The sequence below is a fragment of the Pseudomonas sp. NPDC089406 genome (genome assembly GCF_044900265.1).
Lineage (GTDB): Bacteria > Pseudomonadota > Gammaproteobacteria > Pseudomonadales > Pseudomonadaceae > Aquipseudomonas > Aquipseudomonas fakonensis.
In genome coordinates this window covers 150,526-173,209 of record NZ_JBJDNC010000005.1, presented here as the reverse complement: position 1 = coordinate 173,209, position 22,684 = coordinate 150,526, and the positions used below count along the sequence as shown (strand labels likewise).

The 22,684-nt window shown below is 64.7% G+C and carries 16 protein-coding genes; 11 read left to right on the top strand and 5 right to left on the bottom strand.

Features of this window, described 5'->3' with window-relative positions; translation table 11 throughout:
• Positions 1–45: 45 nt before the first annotated feature.
• Positions 46–4,371: an NEL-type E3 ubiquitin ligase domain-containing protein gene (locus ACI2KK_RS05605; protein ID WP_404668193.1), complete on the bottom strand. Its 4,326-nt coding sequence runs from the start codon at positions 4,369–4,371 to the stop codon at positions 46–48.
• 322 nt (positions 4,372–4,693) lie between these two features.
• Here ACI2KK_RS05605 and ACI2KK_RS05600 point away from each other — a divergent pair, with 322 nt between their 5' ends.
• From ACI2KK_RS05600 to ACI2KK_RS05570, 7 genes are all read left to right on the top strand, one after another.
• Positions 4,694–5,611: a glutamate/aspartate ABC transporter substrate-binding protein gene (locus ACI2KK_RS05600; RefSeq protein WP_217887990.1), complete on the top strand. Its 918-nt coding sequence runs from the start codon at positions 4,694–4,696 to the stop codon at positions 5,609–5,611.
• A gap of 148 nt (positions 5,612–5,759) precedes the next feature.
• Complete coding sequence (locus ACI2KK_RS05595) at positions 5,760–6,506, top strand: amino acid ABC transporter permease (protein ID WP_404668192.1); 747 nt, start codon at positions 5,760–5,762, stop codon at positions 6,504–6,506.
• Positions 6,507–7,178 (top strand): amino acid ABC transporter permease, encoded by a 672-nt coding sequence (locus tag ACI2KK_RS05590; RefSeq protein ID WP_404668191.1) that lies wholly within the window; start codon positions 6,507–6,509, stop codon positions 7,176–7,178.
• A complete protein-coding gene (locus tag ACI2KK_RS05585) occupies positions 7,175–7,909 on the top strand; it encodes an amino acid ABC transporter ATP-binding protein (protein ID WP_217842077.1) in 735 nt (244 codons plus the stop codon). Before ACI2KK_RS05590 ends, ACI2KK_RS05585 begins: the two co-directional genes overlap by 4 nt.
• A gap of 61 nt (positions 7,910–7,970) precedes the next feature.
• Positions 7,971–9,869 carry an ATP-binding protein gene (locus tag ACI2KK_RS05580; protein ID WP_404668190.1) on the top strand — a complete coding sequence of 633 codons (1,899 nt, stop codon included), beginning with the start codon at positions 7,971–7,973 and terminating at the stop codon, positions 9,867–9,869.
• Complete coding sequence (locus ACI2KK_RS05575) at positions 9,866–11,194, top strand: sigma-54-dependent transcriptional regulator (protein ID WP_404668189.1); 1,329 nt, start codon at positions 9,866–9,868, stop codon at positions 11,192–11,194. Before ACI2KK_RS05580 ends, ACI2KK_RS05575 begins: the two co-directional genes overlap by 4 nt.
• A gap of 25 nt (positions 11,195–11,219) precedes the next feature.
• Positions 11,220–11,555 (top strand): GlpM family protein, encoded by a 336-nt coding sequence (locus tag ACI2KK_RS05570; RefSeq protein ID WP_217887986.1) that lies wholly within the window; start codon positions 11,220–11,222, stop codon positions 11,553–11,555.
• Between the two features lie 160 nt (positions 11,556–11,715).
• On the opposite strand, the gene ACI2KK_RS05565 is transcribed toward ACI2KK_RS05570, so the two are convergent.
• Positions 11,716–12,711: an alpha/beta fold hydrolase gene (locus tag ACI2KK_RS05565; RefSeq protein WP_404668188.1), complete on the bottom strand. Its 996-nt coding sequence runs from the start codon at positions 12,709–12,711 to the stop codon at positions 11,716–11,718.
• A gap of 198 nt (positions 12,712–12,909) precedes the next feature.
• Here ACI2KK_RS05565 and metR point away from each other — a divergent pair, with 198 nt between their 5' ends.
• Positions 12,910–13,827, top strand: a complete 918-nt coding sequence (gene metR, locus ACI2KK_RS05560) for a transcriptional regulator MetR (RefSeq protein WP_027594174.1) — start codon at positions 12,910–12,912, stop codon at positions 13,825–13,827.
• Here metR and ACI2KK_RS05555 read toward each other — a convergent pair.
• Positions 13,811–14,224 carry an NUDIX domain-containing protein gene (locus ACI2KK_RS05555; RefSeq protein ID WP_404668187.1) on the bottom strand — a complete coding sequence of 138 codons (414 nt, stop codon included), beginning with the start codon at positions 14,222–14,224 and terminating at the stop codon, positions 13,811–13,813. The two genes, metR and ACI2KK_RS05555, sit on opposite strands and share 17 nt — an antisense overlap.
• Before the next feature lie 593 nt (positions 14,225–14,817).
• Positions 14,818–15,072 (bottom strand): type B 50S ribosomal protein L31, encoded by a 255-nt coding sequence (locus tag ACI2KK_RS05550; RefSeq protein WP_404668186.1) that lies wholly within the window; start codon positions 15,070–15,072, stop codon positions 14,818–14,820.
• A 183-nt stretch (positions 15,073–15,255) separates the two neighbouring features.
• Between ACI2KK_RS05550 and ACI2KK_RS05545 the strand changes: the two genes are divergently transcribed.
• Both ACI2KK_RS05545 and ACI2KK_RS05540 read left to right on the top strand, forming a co-directional pair.
• Positions 15,256–16,875, top strand: coding sequence for an FMN-binding glutamate synthase family protein (locus tag ACI2KK_RS05545; protein WP_404668185.1), 1,620 nt, complete (start codon positions 15,256–15,258; stop codon positions 16,873–16,875).
• Between the two features lie 151 nt (positions 16,876–17,026).
• Positions 17,027–17,536, top strand: coding sequence for a YkgB family protein (locus ACI2KK_RS05540; protein ID WP_404668184.1), 510 nt, complete (start codon positions 17,027–17,029; stop codon positions 17,534–17,536).
• Positions 17,537–17,571: 35 nt separating this feature from the next.
• On the opposite strand, the gene ACI2KK_RS05535 is transcribed toward ACI2KK_RS05540, so the two are convergent.
• Positions 17,572–19,002 (bottom strand): amino acid permease, encoded by a 1,431-nt coding sequence (locus tag ACI2KK_RS05535; protein WP_404668183.1) that lies wholly within the window; start codon positions 19,000–19,002, stop codon positions 17,572–17,574.
• Positions 19,003–19,461: 459 nt separating this feature from the next.
• Between ACI2KK_RS05535 and ACI2KK_RS05530 the strand changes: the two genes are divergently transcribed.
• Positions 19,462–22,608 (top strand): transglycosylase domain-containing protein, encoded by a 3,147-nt coding sequence (locus ACI2KK_RS05530; protein WP_404668182.1) that lies wholly within the window; start codon positions 19,462–19,464, stop codon positions 22,606–22,608.
• The last annotated feature ends 76 nt before the right edge of the window (positions 22,609–22,684 follow it).

Here is a 22,684-nt window from a genome sequence, read left to right as displayed (position 1 = left end):
TGGGCCACATCGCAGGCAAGCCTGCTCCTACAGAGGCGCTTGAACTCAAGGGTTCGAGCGCTCATAGGCCTCCTGCGCCAGGGTACGAATGAGCGCCCGCTCGGCACGCTCAAGCTCGACCATCAATGCATTGCTCTGCTCCAGGTACAGTTGCTCACCGGTTTCCCCAACCGCCGCCTCGATCACTTCGAGGCGCTGATGGAAAGGTTCGGCCAAGGTCTCGAAGCGCTCCAGATAATGTTCACGCACGTAACGCTCCCAGAACGGCCGTTGCGCCAACGACTCGATCACCCGCTCGCGGGTCTCCGTGGCCAGCACCTGCGCCTGGGCACGCTTGAGGTCACTGGTGGTGACCTTGGCGAAACTTTCGTAATGCATGGCTGACGGCTGCGCAGGCAGGCGTAACGCCGCCGCCAGCCTTATGCGCAAGAACAGCCGCACCTCGATTTCATCGATCAGGGCGATGTCGCGCTCATGCAAGGCTTGCACATGCCGGGCAGCGAAGCGGTCCAGCTCATCCAGGCGCAGCAAGCTGCGCCCCAGTTGCACAAGCCGCCTTTCCACATGGGCCGCAGGCCCGTCGAACACCGCCTGTTCGGCCAGTACCGCCAGCTCGAGCTGGCTCAGGGTCAGCAGCAGGCGGTCTTCGCAGGTGCGCGGGCCACTGGCTTCGCTGAACAGACGCAAGCGCAGCGGCTCATGGGCATCGCAGGCTTCAAGTATGTGCCAGACCCGATTGCGGTAGTACTCCGGGTATTCGTCGAAATCATCGATCTGCGCGAAGTCGGCCAAAAAACGAAACAGGTCAGCCGAGTCAGGCTCGGCCTGCAGCGCATCCCATATCCTCTGGTGCTGCTGGCGGGCTTCGCCGCGCTCCTGCCCCAACCACAGCTCGCGCAAGGCGAAATCAGCCGCGCCATGCTCACCCCTTGGCTCATTCACGCCACTGGCCTGCTCCAGCAGCGCTTCGTCGGCTTCGTCCAGCGGGTTGTCGTGCAGGCTCAGGCGGCCCAGGCGCAGGCGCAGCGCGTTCAAATCGATGCGCAACTGGCGAATGCTGTTGTCGCGCAGGTCGGCCAGGCCACGCCAGGACAGGCGGCGCGCCGGGGTTGGCAGCGCATCCAGCCCGGTCGCCCGCAGCAGTACCCGGCGTAAATGGCGCAAACCCGCCAAATCCGGCGCCTGGCCCAACGGGTTGTGGCTCAGGTCCAGGGTATGCAGGCTGGTCAGCGGGGCCAGGCGGGCATTGCCGGCCGTGTCCAGGGTGATCTGGTTGCGCGCCAGGTGCAGTTGGCGCAACTGCGTCAGGCGCTCGACCCCGGGCGGAATCGCCTCCAGCGCATTTTCGCGCAGGTCCAACTCGACCAGGTTGGGGAAGCGCGCGAGAAAGTCCGCATCGACCTCCGTCAACCCCATGTTCCTCAACGTCAGGCGCCGCACATGGGAAAAATCCACGCCCGCCGGCAGCACCGGCAAGCGCCCCACCCGCTCCCCCTCGATCACCAGCACCGGGTCACCGCCCAGGTCGACCAGCTTGCGCCGCCAACTGCGGCGGATCGCATCTGCTACCCGCTGCCGCCTGAGCAGGTCCAGGGGGTTGGGCGCCGCGTCACGCCAGGCCCGCAGCTGCCCACGCAGCTCGGCAAGCTGGCGTTGCAACAGGCTGTAATGCTCCCACAGGTCCACCCGCCGGCTGAGCAGGTCCAGCACATACGCCTCCATCTGCAGGTGGGTCAGGGTCGGGAAGATCTGGTGAATGCCCCGCCGTATCGCTTGCCGGCTGCTCTCGCCCCGGCCACTGAGCGAGTAACCGATGCGCCCGTCACCCAGCCGCCGGGGCGCTCGCAACCCGCGCCCGACGGGCGCCATGCCGATCAACCCGGCAGCCTGCTCACGATCAGCACCAGCACTGGCAGCCAAACGCTCGGCAAGCGCCTGGTCATCCTCCACTGCCGCCCCCAAATGGGCCTTCTGCCCGTCGTCCAGGCTCAGCCATAACGCCCGCAGCAGACTGTCGCGGGTGGTGGCCTGCCCGGCACCCGGCCCTTTCTGCAGCGCATATCCCGTTTTCATCTTGACCACCCGATACACCTTGCCCGCCTCTGCGGCCCCCTGGGAGGCCAGCAGAGCGCCATCGGCCTTTGCCTCGCGCAACTCGATACGCACATCAGCCGGCCAGGGGGCCAGGCGATCAACCAACCCCAAGGCCAGCCGCTCGCAATCGGGGTTGACCGCCTGGGGCAGGCGCAGGCCGGCGCAGGCGCGATCCAGGCGGCTGTCGCGTAACTGCCAGCGTGCCCGCTCGGCCAAGGCCAGCGGAATGCGCCCATGTTCCAGCATCCGCTCTACCTGCTCGCTACTGGCCTGGTCGACGATTTCTTCGGCGCAGCGCGCCGTCAGCCCAGGGAAGTCCCGGCGCAACACGCTGGCGGCTGTGCCTGGCACCCTCTCGCGCTCAGCCAGGTAGCCATCGAAAGCCGCACCACGCAGGGCCGGATACTGCTGGTGCAACTCACGGCGCTCGAAAGCATCGAGCAAGCGTGCTGGCGGCGGCGCATTCTCCAGGTGCAATTGGCGCAGGTGCGCCTCAGCAAAACCGGTGGCCTCGACCAGCGCCCGCGCGGCATCGTCCGGGACCGCCGCCAACTGGCGGCCCAGGCGCCGCAGCAACAGGCCAGCGCCTTGCCACTGCTGCGGCTGCTCCAGCTCATGACGCCAGCCGCCGCTGCCATTGTGTTCGAGTTTCGGGGCATAGGCGGCGCTGCGTAGCGGGTGCCCGATGCGCCATTGCCCGCTGGCCGCTTGCTGGTGCACCTGGTAGGCGCCGTCATGCATGCGCAAGCGCCAGCCATCCCCCTCACGCACCTGATGGCCCACAGCAAGCGCCTGGTCGTCCTGCCGGTAAGCGTCCAGCGCCTCGCTGGCCAGCTTTACCGAACCTGCGTCGGTGCGCACCGGCTGCATGTCGTCGACGAACGGCAGCCGGCGGGTCAGGCGCAAGGCCGTCGCCCCTGCCTTGCCGACCAGCACCCCGACCGCCAGGCTCTGGGCCACACCAAAGACACGGTCCAGCGCCCCTTCGCGATCGCCGATCGCCCAGTCTTCGTACCCCTCATAGACCTGCCCGGCAATCTGCACCGCCGTCACCACCAGCATCACCTGCCCCAACACAGGCACGAACATACTGGCCAGGGCCAGCAGGTCGAACCCTGCCGCAAGCATGCCCTCAAGCCGCTCATGGCGGTCGACCTCGTCTTCATCCCCGGTCGGTACCGCCAGTACGCGGGCGTCGTCCAGCAGCTTTTCCAGTTGCAGCTTGCGCAGGTGCACAAACAGTTTGTCGTCGAGCGCCAGGTTGCGCCCGTCCAGCTCGACCGCAGCATCGGGCCCGGCACCCCGTTGCAGGGCCTTGAGCCGGCCGAAGAACTTGCCACGGTCACGCTCGCTGATAAAACGCCCGAAAAACCCGCGAAACGCAGGCTCGCGCAAGCGCAGTGCCAATGCCAGGTACAGTGCCTCCCATGAAGCGTGCCGGCTCAGCGGCAACTGGGTATCCCCAGGCAGCCAGGCAATCACCGCATTGACCGGCTGGCCCGGCGCATCACGCACCTCCAGGGTGACCACGCCGCGTACCTTCCTGCCCAGCAGGTAAAGTTGCCGGGCAACGACTTGCTGGGCTACCGAGGGCACTGTGGGAGGGGACGCGAAGATAGACAGAAGCTCAAGGTAGCTTTGCTCATCGAGTTGCTGCCTGAGCCTGGCCATGCGCACCGCAACTTCCATCTGCGCCCGCAGGTTCTCTTCGATCTGCAGCTCGATTTCATGGGCGCCCCCGTCGGCTGTCGTCGCCGGCATGAACTGCAACTTGAGCAAAAACTGGTAGCTGGCGCCCAGGTCCAGCTTGCGGCAAACGGCGGTGAAGGCTTCGTAGCCGAGCCTCAACGGCCTGCCGTTTTCGTCGCTCAAATAACTGCGGCGGAAAATCGAGCTCCGGGTCTCGCTTTCATGGAAATTGTGCAGCGCAGCAGCCAGCAAGCTCTGGGTCGAACTGTACACACGCCAGGGCGACTTAAGATGAGGCGATGCACTGGGCAATTCGACATCCCGGCTCACCTGCACCTTGCAACGGCGCACATCGAGCTTGCCGGCGCCCGCGTCCTCAAGCGCCTTTTCCAGCAAGGGCGCGGCGAAAGCCTCCAGTGAAGGGAGGCTATCGAACAACGGCGCAAGTTTGAGCGCGCTCGCCTGCTGTTGCTGCAAGGCACGCTGGAAGGCGCCCAGGTGCGACACATCGGCCTGGCCCAGCCAATTCGGCAAACGGCTGGCAATCAATGCATCGATTGAATCGAACGGGATGGCAATGTCGGTCATGCCGGATGCTCCTGCTGAAAACCCCCAGCAGAACACCGCCCGTTGCCCGGCCCGCGTTAAATAGATCTTGCCGGCCACTCATTCGGTTTTCCGAACGCATTACAGCCACTCATTCGGAAACCCGCACGGCAAAGCCGCTCGCAGAATCGTCAAAAAACATTAATCCCTAGTATTTTCGCGCCGTTATGATCACTCTCAGAGCTTGGCACGACTCATGCTCTACACTTGGGAGCCGAATGCACCACGCTTGATGCTGTATTCGTTGAACGAAAGAGTCCGCCAACGGCTCCATAAAAAAAACAAACACGTCGAGGAAAATTTGATGCGCATCGTTCGTCAATTGCTGGGCGCCGCCATCGCGGCTGCTGTCATCTCGTCGCCAGTCATGGCTGAAGAACTGACCGGCACGCTCAAGAAGATCAAGGACTCGGGCACCATTACCCTGGGCCACCGCGACTCCTCCATCCCGTTCTCCTACCTGGCAGGCAGCACTACGCCGGTGGGCTACTCCCACGACATCCAGCTGGCCGTCGTCGAAGCGCTCAAGAAGCAACTGGGCACCGACATCAAGGTCAAGTACAACCTGGTCACCTCGCAAACCCGCATCCCGCTGGTACAAAACGGCACCGTCGACCTGGAGTGCGGCTCCACCACCAACAACGTCGAGCGCCAGCAGCAGGTCGGTTTCACCGTGGGCATCTTCGAAGTCGGTACCCGCCTGCTGACCAAGGTCAAGGATGGCCAGCCATCCTATAAAGACTTCCCGGACCTGGCCGGCAAGAACGTGGTAACCACCGCAGGCACCACCTCCGAGCGCCTGCTCAAGGCGATGAACGCCGACAAGCAGATGAAGATGAACGTGATCTCGGCAAAAGACCACGGCGAAGCCTTCAACATGCTCGAAAGCGGCCGCGCCGTGGCCTTCATGATGGACGACGCCCTGCTGGCCGGTGAAATGGCCAAGGCGCGCAAGCCGTCTGACTGGGTCATCACCGGCACCCCGCAGTCGTACGAAATCTACGGCTGCATGGTGCGCAAGGAAGACGCGGCGTTCAAGAAAGCCGTCGATGACGCCATCGTTGCTTATTACAAGTCCGGTGAAGTCAACAAGAGCTACGACAAGTGGTTCCAGCAGCCGATCCCACCGAAAGGCCTGAACCTGCAGTTCAAGATGAGCGACGAGCTGAAGAAACTGATCGCCGAGCCGACCGACAAGGCCGCCGACGACAAGCAGTCCTGATCCTCAGCTGCAGATAGTGGCCTGGCGCTCAACTGCGCGAATCGTTCCGACAGGCCACTGATTAAGTGTCTACCCTTCTTCCGAGGGCGCCCAGCGCCCTTGGAAGCTCGAAGGTGCCCGTGAAACAACCGTCTGAGGGGAAATCCCGATGAATTACAACTGGGACTGGGGCGTGTTCTTCAAGTCCACCGGCGTGGGCAGCGAGACCTATCTGGACTGGTACATCACCGGTCTGGGCTGGACCATCGCCATCGCCATCTCCGCCTGGATCATCGCGCTGCTGCTGGGGTCTATCCTCGGCGTCATGCGCACCGTGCCCAACCGTCTGGTGTCAGGGATCGCCACCGCCTACGTCGAGCTGTTCCGCAACGTACCGCTGCTGGTGCAGCTGTTCATCTGGTACTTCCTGGTCCCCGACCTGCTGCCCGAAGGCCTGCAGGAGTGGTTCAAGCAGGACCTCAACCCGACCACCTCGGCGCTGATCAGCGTGGTCATCTGCCTGGGCCTGTTCACCGCTGCCCGGGTGTGCGAACAGGTGCGTACCGGTATCCAGGCGCTGCCCCGCGGCCAGGAAGCCGCTGCCCGCGCCATGGGCTTCAGCCTGTCGCAGATCTACAGCAACGTGCTGCTGCCACAAGCCTACCGGATCATCATTCCGCCGCTTACCTCCGAATTTCTCAACGTGTTCAAGAACTCCTCGGTGGCCTCGCTGATCGGCCTGATGGAGCTGTTGGCACAAACCAAACAGACGGCCGAGTTCTCCGCCAACCTGTTCGAGGCGTTCACCCTGGCCACGCTGATCTACTTCACCCTGAACATGGGCCTGATGCTGCTGATGCGCATGATCGAGAAGAAAGTCGCCGTGCCTGGCCTGATTTCCGTGGGGGGCAAGTAAATGGAAATGGACTTCAGCGAAATCATCCCGGCCCTGCCAGCGCTGTGGGACGGCATGGTCCTGACCCTGCAACTGATGGTGATGGGCGTGGTCGGCGGTATCGCCCTGGGCACCGTGCTGGCCCTGATGCGCCTGTCGTCGAGCAAGCTACTGGCCAATATTGCCGGCGCCTACGTCAACTACTTCCGCTCCATCCCGCTGCTGCTGGTGATCACCTGGTTCTACCTGGCGGTGCCGTTCGTGCTGCGCTGGATCACCGGCGAAGACACCCCGGTCGGTGCGTTCACCTCGTGCGTGGTGGCGTTCATGATGTTCGAGGCGGCGTACTTCTGCGAAATCGTGCGTGCCGGCGTGCAGTCGATCTCCAAGGGCCAGATGGGCGCCGCCCAGGCCCTGGGCATGACCTATGGCCAGGTCATGCGCCTGATCATCCTGCCCCAGGCGTTTCGCAAGATGACCCCGCTGCTGCTGCAGCAGAGCATCATCCTGTTCCAGGACACCTCGCTGGTGTACACCGTGGGCCTGGTCGACTTCCTCAACTCTTCGCGTGCCAACGGCGACATCATCGGGCGCTCCCATGAGTTCCTGATCTTCGCCGGTGTCGTCTACTTCATCATCAGCTTCTCCGCTTCGTGGCTGGTCAAGCGCCTGCAAAAAAGGATCACCGTATGATTTCCATCAAGAACGTCAACAAGTGGTACGGGGACTTCCAGGTGCTGACCGACTGCAGCACCGAGGTGAAGAAAGGTGAAGTGGTGGTGGTGTGCGGGCCGTCCGGTTCGGGCAAATCCACCCTGATCAAGTGCGTCAACGCGCTGGAGCCGTTCCAGAAAGGCGACATCGTGGTCGACGGCACCTCCATCGCCGACCCCAAGACCAACCTGCCCAAGCTGCGTTCGCGGGTGGGAATGGTGTTCCAGCACTTCGAGCTGTTCCCGCACCTGACCATCACCGAAAACCTCACCATCGCCCAGCGCAAGGTGCTCGGTCGCAGCGAAGCCGAAGCCACCAAGAAGGGCCTCGCCCTGCTCGACCGCGTCGGCCTTGGCGCCCACGCCAAGAAGCACCCCGGCCAGCTGTCCGGCGGCCAGCAGCAGCGCGTGGCGATCGCCCGCGCGCTGTCCATGGACCCGATCGTCATGCTGTTCGACGAACCGACCTCGGCGCTGGACCCTGAAATGGTCAACGAAGTACTGGACGTGATGGTCGAACTGGCCCACGAAGGCATGACCATGATGTGCGTGACCCACGAGATGGGCTTTGCCCGCAAGGTCGCCAACCGGGTGATCTTCATGGACAAGGGCAACATCATCGAGGACTGCCAGAAGGAAGACTTCTTCGGCAACCCCGAGGGCCGCCACGAACGCACCCAGCACTTCCTCAGCAAGATCCTGCAACACTAAACAGGGCCCGGCTCCGCTGCCCGCCCGGGCAGCGGATGCTGGTCGTGACAAGGCCACTGTGATGAAATGCGACCCTTCGCTCCTTCGCCCTGCCCAGCCCGCCGTGAAATCCCGCCTGATCCGCCAATTGCTGCTGCCGCCCCTGGTCATCCTGCTGATGGTCGGGTTGGGTTTTGCCGGCTTCATGATCAGCGAGAACAACGGCATCCGCACCCTGAGCGAGAACGGCGAGCGCGCCCTCGAGCTGCACGCGCGCACGGTCGAGAGCGAAATCAGCAAGTACACCTACCTGCCCAGCCTGCTGGAGCTGGAAGACAGCGTGTCACGCTTGCTCACCGACCCCGACGGCGGCAACCGCCAGGCCGTCAACGAATACCTCGAAGGCTTGAACCGGCGCAGCCGCAGCCGGGCGATCTTCGTGCTCGACACCAATGGCCGGGTACAGGCCACCAGCAACTGGCGCGACGCCGACTCGTTCCTCGGTGAAGACCTGGCCTTTCGTGCGTACTTCCAGGACGCCGTGCGCGGCGAGCCCGGGCGCTTCTACGGCATCGGCAGCACCACCGGTGAAGCTGGCTACTACCTGGCCCACGGGCTTGAAGAACACGGCAAGATCATCGGCGTGGCGGTGATCAAGGTGCGCCTGGATACGCTGGAAGAGCGCTGGCAGCGCGCCCGCCTGGAAGCCTTCGTCAGCGACGAGAACGGCATCATCATCCTTTCCAGCGACCCGGCGCGGCGGCTCAAATCGGTGCGCCCGCTGACCCCGCAGATCAAGGAGCGCCTGGCGCGCAGCCTGCAGTACTACTGGTGGCCGCTCAACGAGCTGCAGCCCCTGGCCCGCGAGACCCTGGCCGATGGCGTCGAGAAGCTGACCTTCCCGGCCAACAGCGAGACCGACAAAGGCAAGCAGCGCGAGGTGGCCTACCTGGCCCAGACCCGGCGCCTGGTCGACACCCCCTGGCACTTCACCCTGCTGACCCCGCTGCAGGACCTGCGCCGCGAGTCCATGGTGCAGGGCATCCTCGTAGGCGTGGCCTTCGCCCTGCTGGCGATCCTCGGTATTGCCTGGAACGAGCGGCGCAAGGTGATCGCCACACGCCTGGCCGCCCGCGAGGCGCTGGAAGAAGCCAACAGCCAGCTGGAACGGCGCATCACCGAGCGCACCACCGACCTGCGCGCCAGCAACGAACGCCTCAAGGGGCAGATTCGCGAACGCCGCCACGCCGAACAGACCCTGCGCCACGCCCAGGACGAGCTGGTGCAGGCCGGCAAGCTGGCCGCCATCGGGCAGATGTCCACCAGCATCGCCCACGAGCTCAACCAGCCACTGGCGGCGCTGCGTACGCTCTCGGGCAATACCGTGCGTTTTCTCGAGCGCGGCGCGCTGGACACCGCCAGCACCAACCTGCGCACCATGAACGAGCTGATCGACCGCATGGGCCGCATCACCGCCAGCCTGCGTTCGTTCGCCCGGCGCGGCGACGACAGCGGCCAGGCCTCGCTGGACAAGGCCGTCGATGCCACCTTGCAGGTACTCAACGAACGCATCGGCGCCTGCCACCTGCACCGACAGTTCGACGACCAGCAACTGGCCATCGACCAGACCCGCCTGGAGCAGATCCTGGTCAACCTGATCGGCAACGCCCTCGACGCCATGGCCAGCCAGCCGCAGCCGCAGCTGTGGCTCGAAGGCGAAGTGCTGGGCGACAAGTACCGCCTGCGGGTGCGCGACAATGGCCACGGCATCGACCCCGAGGCGCGCAAGCACCTGTTCGAACCCTTCTTCACCACCAAACCGGGCGAGCACGGCCTGGGCCTGGGCCTGACCTTGTCGGCCAGCCTGGCCACCGCCGCCAGGGGCACCCTGAGCGTCGAACACCCCGCCGGTGGCGGTACCGCGTTCGTCCTCGCCCTGCCCCTGGCCACTCCCCCCAGCGAAACGGCAGAGCAACCATGACCCAAGCGCCCCTTACCGTCCTGATCGTCGAAGACGACCCGCATGTGCTGCTCGGCTGCCAGCAGGCGCTGGCCCTGGAATACATCGCCTGCGAGGGCGTCGGCACCGCCGAGCAGGCCCTCGAGCGCATCGGCGATGACTTTGCCGGCATCGTCGTCAGCGATATCCGCCTGCCCGGCATCGATGGCCTGGAGCTGCTCAACCGGCTCAAGGCCCGCGACCGCAGCCTGCCGGTGGTGTTGATCACCGGCCACGGCGACATCGACATGGCAGTGGGGGCCATGCGCAATGGCGCCTACGATTTCATGGAAAAACCCTTTTCACCGGAGCGCCTGGTGGATGTGGTACGCCGCGCGCTGGAACAGCGCGGGCTGTCCCGCGAGGTGGTGGCCCTGCGCCGCCAGCTGGCCGGGCAAAGCAACCTGGAAAGCCGCATCATCGGCCGCTCACCGGCCATGGAGCAGTTGCGCGAGCTGATCGCCAACGTCGCCGACACCTCGGCCAACGTGCTGATCGAAGGCGAAACCGGCACCGGCAAGGAGCTGGTCGCCCGCTGCCTGCACGACTTCAGCCGGCGCCAGGGCCAGCCGTTCGTGGCGCTGAACTGCGGCGGCCTGCCAGAGAACCTGTTCGAGAGCGAGATTTTCGGCCACGAGGCCAACGCCTTCACCGGTGCCGGCAAGCGCCGCATCGGCAAGATCGAGCACGCCAACGGCGGCACGCTGTTCCTCGATGAGGTGGAGAGCATGCCGGTCAACCTGCAGATCAAGCTGCTGCGCGTGCTGCAGGAGCGCACCCTGGAACGCCTGGGGTCGAACCAGAGCATCCCGGTGGACTGCCGGGTGATCGCCGCCACCAAGTCCGACCTCGATGCACTGGGCCAGAGCGGGCAATTTCGCAGCGACCTGTACTACCGGCTGAACGTGGTCACCCTGGAGCTGCCGCCGCTGCGCGAGCGCCGCGAGGACGTGCGCCAGCTGTTCGAGCATTTTTTGCAGCAGTCGGCGCTGCGCTTCGACCGCGAAACACCCGAGCTCGACAGCCAGACCCTGTCGCGCCTGCTGGCCCACGACTGGCCCGGCAACGTGCGCGAACTGCGCAACGTCGCCGAGCGCTACGCCCTGGGCCTGCCGGCGTTCAAGAAGGGCCCCAGCGGCGGAGCCAGCCAGGGCCTGGGCTTTGCCGAGGCGGTGGAAGCCTTCGAGCGCAACCTGCTCGGCGACGCTCTGCAGCGCACCGGTGGCAACCTCAGCCAGGCCAGCCAGGAGCTGGGCATGGCCAAGACCACCCTGTTCGACAAAGTGAAGAAATACGGCCTCGGCTGACCCGACCCCAACCTGGAAAGACAACGTGGACCTGGTATTCAAAGCGGCGCTCGGCGCCGGCGTGGTGGTGCTTCTGGCGATCCTGTCGAAGACCCGCAACTATTACATCGCAGGGCTGGTGCCGCTGTTCCCGACCTTCGCCCTGATCGCCCACTACATTGTCGGCAAGGGCCGCTCGCTGGCGGACCTGAAGACCACCATCCTGTTTGGCATGTGGTCGATCATTCCGTACTTCGTGTACCTGGCCACGCTGTATGTGCTGGTCGACCGCATGCGCCTGGAGGCCTCGCTGGCCCTGGCAACGGTGGCCTGGCTGATGGCCGCGACGGTGCTGGTGACCTTGTGGGTGCGCTTGCACTGAGCAGGCCGACCTATCCCCTGTAGGAGCCGGCTTGCCGGCGATGGGGCCGGGCCTGCCAACCAGAACCCAGGCCTTGTACCGGGGCTGATGGCCCTATCGCCGGCAAGCCGGCTCCTACAGGTAACGATGCAAGCCGGCCCCTACAGGGGTGTGCTCCGGCTCACAGCCCGGCGATATGCGTCACATCCTGGCGGTGCGCCTGCAGGTAGGGCAGCACCGCCCCCAGCAGCGGCTGCTTGAACGGCTCCTGGAAGCGGTGTGCCAACCCCGGTATCAAGCGCAGCTGACTGCCCTGGATATGCGCCGCCAGGTGCACCCCGTGCATCACCGGCAACAGCGGGTCGGCGGTGCCATGCACCACAAGCGTTGGCACCCGTAGCTGGTTGAGCAGCTCTACCCGGCTGGGCTCGGCCAGTATCGCCATGATCTGGCGCTTCACACCCTCGGGGTTGAACGACCGGTCATAGGCCAGCGCTGCCTGCTGCAACAGCACCGCGCGATCGTCCTTCACTTGCGGGCTGCCCAAGGCCGCCAACAGGTCGGCCTGCTGTTCCAGGGCCACCTCGCGGTTGGGCGCGCTACGCTGCGCCAGCAACTGCACCAGTGCAGGGTTGGGTGCCGGCAGCCCGGCAGCCCCTGAGCTGGACATCACCAGCGTCAGGCTGCGTACCCGCTCTGGCGCCATGGCCGCGATGTGCTGTGCGATCATCCCGCCCATGCTCACCCCAAGCACGTGGAACTGGCGAATTTCCAACGCATCCATAAGCCGCACGCCGTCATTGGCCATGTCGGTCAAGGTGTAAGGCGCCGACACCGGCAGGCCGAGCTTGTAGCGCACCAGCTCGACGGTGAGGTTGGCGCTGGCCGGCAGCTGGTTCCAGCGCGACAGGCCGACATCGCGGTTGTCGTAGCGGATCACCCGAAAGCCCTGGCGGCACAGCGCCTCGACCACGTCGTCAGGCCAGTGGATCAACTGCCCGCCCAGCCCCATGACCAACAGCAACGCAGGGTCGCGCGCAGCGCCCACGCTCTGGTAGACCAGGCTCAGTTCACCCAGCTCGGCACGTTGCACCGGCACGTGAGGGTTACAGCGATCATCGGCGAAGGCCGCCGGCGCGCTGACCAGAAAAAAGAAGAAAAGTAGTAAAGCCCGCATGAAAAGAAACACCAGAATGCAGATCCCCAGTAGAGCGCGAGTCTGATGAAAAACATTCGGGCGCGCTGCCACAAAACCGTGACAGTTTCATGAACCTTGCCGAGCGGTCATCGCCAGCACACAGTCGACAGGCCGGGGCAACATGAGCGAAACTCAACACAATCCTGCCTTTAGTCAAATATTGTTCACGGAGCCACTGTGCTGGAAATCCGCCATCTGAAAACCCTTCATGCCCTGCGCGAGGCCGACAGCCTGGTGGAGGCCGCCGAACGCCTGCACCTGACCCAGTCGGCGCTGTCGCACCAGTTCAAGGAGCTGGAAGAACGCCTGGGCCTGCCGCTGTTCGTGCGCAAGAGCAAACCCATTCGCTTCACCAGCGCCGGCCTGCGCCTGCTGCAACTGGCCGACGCCACCCTGCCGCTGCTGCGCGGCGCCGAGCGCGACATCGCGCGCCTGGCCGGTGGCACTGCCGGGCGCCTGCACATGGCCATCGAATGCCACAGCTGCTTCCAGTGGCTGATGCCGACCATCGACCAGTTCCGCGACGCCTGGCCGGAAGTGGAGCTGGACCTGGCTTCGGGCTTTGCCTTCGCCCCGCTACCAGCGCTGGCCCGCGGCGACCTCGACCTGGTGGTGACCTCCGACCCGCTGGACCTGGCCGGCATCACCTATGTGCCGCTGTTCACCTACGAGGCCATGCTGGCGGTGGCCAACCAGCACCCGCTGGCCAGCAAGCCGTACATGGTGCCCCAGGACCTGCTCGACCAGACCCTGATCACCTACCCGGTGGAGCGCGACCGCCTGGATATCTTCACCCGCTTTTTGGAGCCGGCCGACATCGAGCCGGCCGCGGTGCGCACTTCGGAGCTGACGGTGATGATGATGCAGCTGGTGGCCAGCGGGCGTGGCGTGTGCGGCATGCCGCACTGGGCGCTGCACGAGTACAGCTCGCGCGGCTATGTGAAGGGCAAGCGCCTGGGCGAGAAGGGGCTGTTCGCCACGCTTTATGCGGCAGTGCGCACCGACATGCTCGATGCGCCGTACATGCGCGATTTTTTGCTGACCGCCAAGGACACTTCGTTCGCCACCTTGGACGGGGTCAGCGCGGTGCGTTGAGGCTTTCGCGCCACAGCGGCAGGATCAGGTCGCGGGTCAGAGGCGCCAGGTCCAGGCCCGGGGTTTCGTCTGCCGCCAGCCATAGCACTTCTTCGATTTCTGCGGCCGGGGCCACGGCCTGGTCGCAGTCGACCCGAAACAGCTCGGCCTGCACCTCAAAGCCCGGCTCATTGGCGGCCGGGGCGCTGAAACGGCCCAGATGAGTGGCCTGTGCAGGGTCCAAGTGCAGGCCGAGTTCTTCGTGCAGCTCGCGCACCAGGGCCTGGGCCGGGGTTTCGCCGGCGTCGATCTTGCCGCCGGGCTGCATGAAGGCCTGGGTGCCGCGCTTGCGTACCAGCAGGGTGCGGCCTTGGGCGTCGATCAGCAGGGCGGCGGCGATGTGGATGGTTTTGGACATGGGAGGGGTCGCGGTTTTCTGAAGGAAGGCAGGATACCTGACAGGGCTCTGTTGCGGGGGGATCGGTGGAGAATTCAGGGTGGTTTTTTTGGAGATGTAAGCGCATTCATTGAGGATGGCGAGATTTAGTCAGCTTTTCGCCCTTAAGACCATCCCTTTCAAGATATTCGCGTCAGGGCTGCCAGGTGCTCGCCACAACCCTTGCAGCGCCTATCAGATCGAGCGCCGCCCGCGCGGCGCTTCGCGGGTAAACCCGCTCCCACAGTTTGTTTCGGGCCAATTATTCCTGTGCAAGTACCGGCGCCTGCCTTGGTGCATGCCTTGAGTCATGTGGAGCGGCGGCAACGCCCACGCTGAAACCGCGTCGAACCAACAAGGCGGACCAGGTGATGGCACAGGACAGACTGGCCCGAAACAAACTGTGGGAGCGGGTTTACCCGCGAAGCGCCGCGCGGGCGGCGCTCGATCTCATAGGCGCTGCAAGGGTTGTGGCGAACACCTAGCAGCCCTGACGCAAACTTCCGGCGAACACCTGCCAGCCCTGACGCGCCCCCCTTGAAAGGAATGCCCCTTAAGGCAGATAACGATCCCCGCTACTTGCCGGTAAACCCGGCAAAGCGCTTGTTGAAGCCTGCCACCCGCCCTTCCACGGCGGTCTTGCGCTGCTGCCCGGTGTACACCGGGTGCGAGGCACTGGATACATCCAGCGCCACGTAGGGGTAGGTCTGGCCGTCGCTATGCACCTGGGTGCGGTCGGTGTCCACGGTCGAGCCGATCAGAAAATACGCATCGGCGGCAGTGTCGTGAAAAAGCACGGTACGGTAGGCGGGGTGAATGCCGGCTTTCATGTCGAAGGTCTCCTCGGGATTAATTGCGTTACTTTATAACATAAATAATCGCGAATGATTTTCGATACGTGAATTTTCATTTTTTCGCTTGCGCACCAAGCTGGCGAAGCGCCGCCCAACCGGGCTATGGTCGGGGTTTGTTCCAGGCCCTGAGCCTGACCGAGCCATTCGCAAGGACCCCGTATGAGCCTGTCACTTCTCAGTCGCTATGCCTTCTTTGCTGCCTGCGTGCTGTTCACCCTGGCCAGCCTGCCGTTCCTGCATCACGAGTGGCTGTGGCCATTCACCCTGACTACCGGCGTGCTCAGCCTGATCGGCCTGTTCGACCTGCTGCAGCAACGCCACGCGGTGCGCCGCAACTACCCGATCCTCGGCAACATCCGCTACCTGGTGGAGGGCATCCGCCCGGAGATCCGCCAGTACCTGCTCGAGTCCGACAGCGATGCCCTGCCCTTCTCCCGCGCGCAGCGTTCGCTGGTGTACGCCCGGGCCAAGAACGAAGCCTCGGACAAACCCTTCGGCACCCTGATCGACGTGTACCAGTCAGGCTTCGAGTTCATCGGCCACTCCATGCGCCCGGCGCCGTTGGCCGACCCGGCCAGCTTCCGCATCGTGGTTGGCGGGCCGCAGTGCACCCAGCCGTATTCGGCGTCGATCTTCAACATTTCGGCCATGAGCTTCGGCTCGCTCAGCGCCAACGCCATTCGCGCCCTCAACCAGGGTGCCAAGCTGGGCAACTTCGCCCACGACACCGGCGAAGGCAGCATCAGCCCCTACCACCGCGAACACGGCGGCGACCTGACCTGGGAACTGGGCAGTGGCTACTTCGGTTGCCGCACCCCGGACGGGCGCTTCGACCCCGAGCGCTTCGCCGCCCAGGCGCAGAACCCGCAGGTGCGCATGATCGAGATCAAGATGAGCCAGGGCGCCAAACCCGGCCACGGCGGCATCCTGCCCAAGCACAAGGTGACCCAGGAAATCGCCGAGACCCGCGGCATCCTGATGGGCGAGGACTGCATCTCGCCGTCGCGTCACAGCGCCTTCTCCACCCCGCTCGAACTGATGCAGTTCATCGCCCAGTTGCGTGAGTTGTCCGGCGGCAAGCCGGTGGGCTTCAAGTTCTGCCTGGGCCACCCGTGGGAGTTCATGGGCATTGCCAAGGCCATGCTGGAAACCGGCATCCTGCCGGACTTCATCGTGGTCGACGGCAAGGAGGGCGGCACCGGGGCCGCGCCTGTGGAGTTCACCGACCATATCGGCGTGCCGCTGCGCGAGGGCTTGCTGTTCGTACACAACACCCTGGTGGGCCTGAACCTGCGCGACAAGATCAAGCTCGGTGCCAGCGGCAAGATCGTCAGCGCCTTCGACATCGCCAGCGTGCTGGCCATCGGCGCCGACTGGGCCAACTCGGCGCGCGGCTTCATGTTCGCCATCGGCTGCATCCAGTCGCAGAGCTGCCACACCAACAAGTGCCCCACCGGCGTTGCCACCCAGGATGCCCTGCGCCAACGCGCGCTGGTGGTGCCGGACAAGGCCCAGCGGGTGCTCAACTTCCACCACAACACCCTCAAGGCACTGGCCGAAATGCTCGCCGCCGCAGGGCTGGAGCACCCGGCGCAGCTGGAGGCCAAGCACCTGGTGCGGCGCATTTCGGCCACCGAGATCAAGCTGTTCTCGCAGATGCACGTGTTCCTCAAGCCCGGCGAGTTGCTGACCGGCGAGGTGAACGGGCAGTTCTATTCGCGCATGTGGCAGCTGGCCCGGGCCGACAGCTTCGAGCCGCACAGCGAAGTGGCAGCCTGACACCCCCGAAACTGGTGCGCCCGTGACGCACCAGGCAGGAAAGAGAAATACCCTACAAAACCTTGGGAATGGTCCTGCGCGCAGGTTAAGTGCCACTTAACCCAGTTCGAGGACCGTCGATGCTCCGCCATCACTTCCAAGGAAACGCAACATGCCCTCGATTCTGCTTACTGCAAATGCCCAAAGCGACATGACGCCCCTTCAGCGCAAGCTCCTGCGCCTGGGCAGAGCCATCGCCCTGGCAGGCGTCATCCTACCCATGCTGCTGATCGGCCTGCTCAAGTTCACCGATATCGAGGTCCAGGCCCTGCAGCCATTGATCGGCAATACGCCATGGCTCAGCTGGCTCTATACCGGGTTTGGCGAGGCAGGAGCGTCCTACCTGCTGGGCGTTGTCGAGCTGACGACCGCCGCCTTGCTCATCGCCTCCCCGTGGTCGGCCAGGGCAGCCATTGCCGGCGGTGCGCTGTGCGCCGTCACCTTCATCACCACCCTGTCGATCCTGTTCGCCGTGCCCGTCTGGGAGGAGGCCTCAGGCGGTTTCCCCTGGCTCAATGGCCTGGGTGCCTTCCTGGTGAAAGACCTGGCACTGCTGGGGGTAAGCCTGGTGGTACTCGCCGACGGCCTGTTGCGCTTGCACAAGCCCACTGCGCAGCCCTGAAAACAAAGCCCCGGCACTGGCCGGGGCTTTGTTCATCAGCAGGCGCGACTCACCGCGCCTTGCAACTCCGTGGGCAACTCCTTGGGCGCCAGCCGGAACGCGTAATACAGCACGGTCAGCAGCACCAGGAACGCCGGGCCGATATACAGCGCCACGCGGGTGTCCGGGAAGTACGCCATCAGCCCCACCACCAGCACCAGAAACGCCAGCGCCAGGTACGAGCTCAGCGGCCACAGCCACATGCGGTACTTCAGCGCCTTGCGCTCGGCAGTGGAAAGGCCTGCGCGGAACTTCAGTTGCGCCAGCAAAATCATCACCCAGGTCCAGATTGCGCCGAAGGTGGCGATCGAGGTCACCCACACGAACACTTTCTCGGGGACCAGGTAGTTGGCCAGCACGCCCAGCAGCAACGCGCCGATCGACAGCAGCAGGGCGTTGCGCGGCACGCCGCTGTTCGAGGTGCGGGCAAACAGCGCCGGGGCCTGGCCGTTCTGCGCCAGGCTGTAGAGCATGCGCCCGGTGCTGAAGATGCCGCCGTTGCACGACGACAGCGCGGCGGTGATCACCACGAAGTTGATGATGCCGGCAGCGGTCTTGATACCCAGGCGCTCGAAGGTCATGACGAACGGGCTGCCCTGGCTGCCGATCTCGTTCCACGGGTAGATCGACATGATCACGAACAACGCACCCACGTAGAACAGCAGGATGCGCCAGAACACCGAGCCGATGGCCTGGGGGATGGTTTTTTGCGGGTTGCGCGCTTCGCCGGCAGTCAGGCCGATCATCTCCACGCCCAGGTAGGCGAACATCACCATCTGCAGCGACATCAGCACGCCGGTCACCCCGTTGGGCATGAAACCGCCGTGGCTCCACAGGTTGCCCAGGCCCACCGCAACGCCGTCATTACCGAAGCCGAAGGCGATGATGCCGATGCCACCCAGCACCATGGCAATGATGGTGACGATCTTGATCAGGGCGAACCAGAACTCGAACTCGCCGAACGCCTTGACCGCGATCAGGTTGACCGCGCCCATGCTGCCCAGGGCCATCAACGCCCAGATCCAGCGCGGCACATCGGGGAACCAGATGCCCATGTAGATGGCCACTGCGGTGATTTCCGCGACGCAGGTCACCAGCCACAGGAACCAGTAGTTCCAGCCGGTCAGAAAGCCCGCCAGCGGGCCGAGGTAGTCTTGCGCGTAGCGGCTGAACGAGCCGGCCACCGGGTTGTGCACGGCCATTTCACCCAGGGCGCGCATGATCACCAGGATGGCCAGGCCGCCGATGATGTAGGAGAGCATGATGGCCGGGCCAGCCATCTCGATGGCCTTGGCCGAGCCGAGGAACAGGCCGACGCCGATACAGGCACCGAGGGCCATCAGACGGATGTGCCGTTCGCCCAGCTCGCGCTTGAGCGGGCCGCCCTGGGCGGATTGGCCTTGGGCCGCGTGGTTGCCGACTGGCATAAGGGTACAACCTCATTTTGTTATTGGATTTGACCTTCGTGCAGAGCCGGCCGCGCCGATAGGCAGGGCGTCGTCTTGCCAGGCCGGCCTTGTGGGCCGACCTGTCTGCCGCGCGGGGCGCAGGCAGGGCGAAGGGGGCGAGCAGTATAGGAAGGGGCTTGTAGGAGGATTCACTATAAAAGGCAGTAAATTTGGCGAGAATTCCCGGGCAAATGCGCATTTACCAAGGGGCATCAACGCCCTTTCGCGGCTATGCACAGGTTCCCTGTAGGAGCCGGCTTGCCGGCGATGAGGCCCGCTCGAGCAACGCCGTCTACCCTGCTGACGCCATCGCCGGCAAGCCGGCTTCTACACGGGACCTTTCATTCTCGGACGTTTCCCACAATTTTTTCACCGAACCCTGCCACCGTCTAAGCTTCAGGCAAGCAAGACGAAAAGTACCTGGCCGGACTCAAGACTATGGGCGCACTGTGGCAATCGGATCCACCCAGAACGGAAGCACCCAAAGCACCCCAGGCTGAAGCCCCGACGCCAAAGACTCCCCGCCAGCGCCGCCTGTGGTGGCGGCTGATCCTGCTGGTGCTGTTGCTGGCCATCGTCGCCGTGGGCTACGCCGCCTGGCAGGAAATCCAGACCTCGCGCCTGCAATCGCGCGAATTCAGCCGCCTGGCCAGCACCCTCACCTACAGCCTGCAACCCGGCCCGAGCGATGCCATCGTCTACCCAGGCGCCGGCCCGTTCGACAAACGCCTGGGCTACAGCGCCCTGGGCGAATTCCTGCCGCGTCTGCTCAAGCGCGACTACCTGATCAACCAGCAGGTGCGCTTTTCCCCCGCATTGATGAACTACGTCGACCACGGTCTGTTCGTGCCCTACGTCGAGAAGATCCAGGCCGGCCTGTCGATCACCGACTGCCGCGGCGACACCCTGTACCAGTACAACTACCCGCAGCACCTGTACCCCAACTTCGCGGCCATTCCGCCGGTGATGGTCAACAGCCTGCTGTTCATCGAGAACCGCGAACTGCTCGACCCGAAGGACCCGCAGAACAACCCGGCGGTGGACTGGCCGCGCTTTGCCAAGGCGGCCTACAGCCAGGTGGCCAAGTACCTGGCCCTGCCCGGCCAGTCGGCCGGCGGCAGCACCCTGGCCACCCAGCTCGAAAAATACCGCCACTCGCCGGACGGGCTGACGGTGTCTGGCGCCGAGAAGATCCGCCAGATGATCTCGGCCAGCGTACGCGCCTACCAGGGCGGCCCGGACACCACCGAGGCCCGTGAGCGCATCGTGCGCGACTACCTCAACAGCGTGCCGCTGTCGGCGGTGCCGGGCCACGGCGAAGTGCACGGCATGGCCGAAGGCCTGCGGGTGTGGTACGGCGCCGACTTCGACCAGGTCAATCAGGCGCTCAACTCCACCGCCACCGACGACAAGAGCCTGGCCGAGCGCGGCCTGGCGCTGCGTCAGGTGCTGTCGCTGATGATCGCCCAGCGCCGGCCTTCGCATTACCTGTCCAAGGGGCGCATCGAGCTTGCCGACCTCACCGACTCGCACATCCGCGTGCTGGCGGCCAACGCCATCATCGACCAGCCGCTGGCCAACGCCGCCCTGGCCAGCAAGGCGGTGTACCGCGACTGGGTGGCGCAGCCGACCATCGTGCCGATCATTACCAACAAGGGCATCAGCCTGGCCCGCAACCGCCTGGCAGCGATGCTCAACCGCCCGCTGTACGACCTCGACCGCCTCGACCTGTCGGCCACCAGCACCCTGCAGGCCGACCTGCAGGTGCAAGTCAGCCAGTACCTGAAAAACCTCGCCGACCCGGCGTTTGCCGCGCAGCTGGGGCTGATCGGCGAACGCCTGTTGACCAGCAAGACCACCGACCAGGTGAGCTACAGCTTCACCCTGTTCGAGCGCACCGCCGACGGCTCGCGGGTGCGGGTGCAGACCGACAGCACCGACCAGCCGTTCGACATCAACGAGGGCAGCAAGCTGGAGCTGGGCTCCACCGCCAAGCTGCGGGTGCTCACCACCTACCTTGAGATCATCGCCGAGCTGCACGACAAGTACGCCGGCAAGCCGGCTGCAGAGCTCAAGAAGGTGCCGGTGGCCGAACTCGACCGCATCAGCCAGTGGTCGCTGGAATGGCTGATGCAGAACAGCAAGAACCAGAGCCTGGACGCCATGCTCGACGCGGCCCTTGAGCGCAAATACTCGGCCAACACCGGTGAGGCGTTCTTCACCGGTGGCGGCATGCATGTGTTCAACAACTTCCGCAAGGAAGACAACAGCCGCAACCCCACGCTCAAAGACGCTCTGCGCGAGTCGATCAACCTGCCGTTCATTCGCCTGATGCGCGACATCGTGCGTTACGTCACCTACCAGCAGCCCTACAACCGCGAGCCGCTGCTGCGCGACGACGCCGACCCGCGCCGCCAGGAATACCTGGCGCGCTTCGCCGACCGCGAAGGCACCAACTACATGATGCGCTTTTGGAAGAAGTACCAGCGCAAGACCTCGCAGCAGCGCCTGGACACCTTCCTCGACAGCCTGCGGGTAACCCCGCAGCGCCTGGCCGCCGTGCACCGCTACCTGTTCCCCGAAGCCGGGCAAGAGACCTTCAACAGCTTCGTGCGCGCCCACAGCAAGGGCGACAAGCAGGCGATGGCCAAGCTCACCGACAGCCGCCTGGTGGAAATGTACGAAGCCTACGGCCCGGGCAAGTTCGACCTGCCAGACCAGGGCTTCATCGCCAAGGTGCACCCGCTGGATTTGTGGATGCTCGGCTACCTGCTGAAAAACCCCGGTGCCTCGCTCAAGGACACCCTCAACGCCAGCCGCTTCGAGCGCCAGGAAGTGTACGGCTGGCTGTTCAAGAGCCGCCACCAGGGCGCCCGCGACAGCCGCATCCGCACCATGGTCGAGATCGAGGCCTTCACCGACATTCATGCGCGCTGGAAGCGCGTGGGCTACCCGTTCGACCACCTGGTGCCGTCGCTGGCCACCGCCATCGGCAGCTCGGGTGACCGCCCGGCGGCGCTGTCCGAGCTGGTGGGGATCATCCAGAACGACGGCGTGCGCCTGCCCACCCTGCGCATCGACACCCTGCATTTCGCCCAGGGCACCCCGTTCGAGACACAACTGATCAGCGACCCGGACCGCGGCCAACGCATCCTCCCGGTGGAAGTGGCGCGGGCGCTCAAGGGCGCCATGTCGCAAGTGGTCGACGCCGGTACCGCGCGGCGCATCTCGGGCAGCTTCAAGCTGCACGACGGCACACCGCTGGTGATGGGCGGCAAGACCGGCACCGGCGACAACCGCATCGAAAGCTTCGGTGCAGGCGGCAGGCTGATCGGCTCGCGCTCGCTGAACCGCACCGCCACCTTTGTGTTCTACCTGGGCGACAACCACTTCGGCACCCTCACCGCGTTCGTTTCCGGGCGTTCGGCCGAGGCCTTCACCTTCACCTCGGCGTTGCCGGTACAGGTGCTCAAGGGCATGGCGCCGATCCTCATGCCGTACCTGGAGCCGGGTAACCCCAACGCCTGCAAGGCGCCGGAAATGGCCATGGTGCCGGTGGGCGGGCACGACTTATCAGCTAATTAGATGATAATCATCTGCATTTGAAGGCTTGTCTTTAGATATATCTTGAGTAATATCTTGCGATATATCGAAACAGACG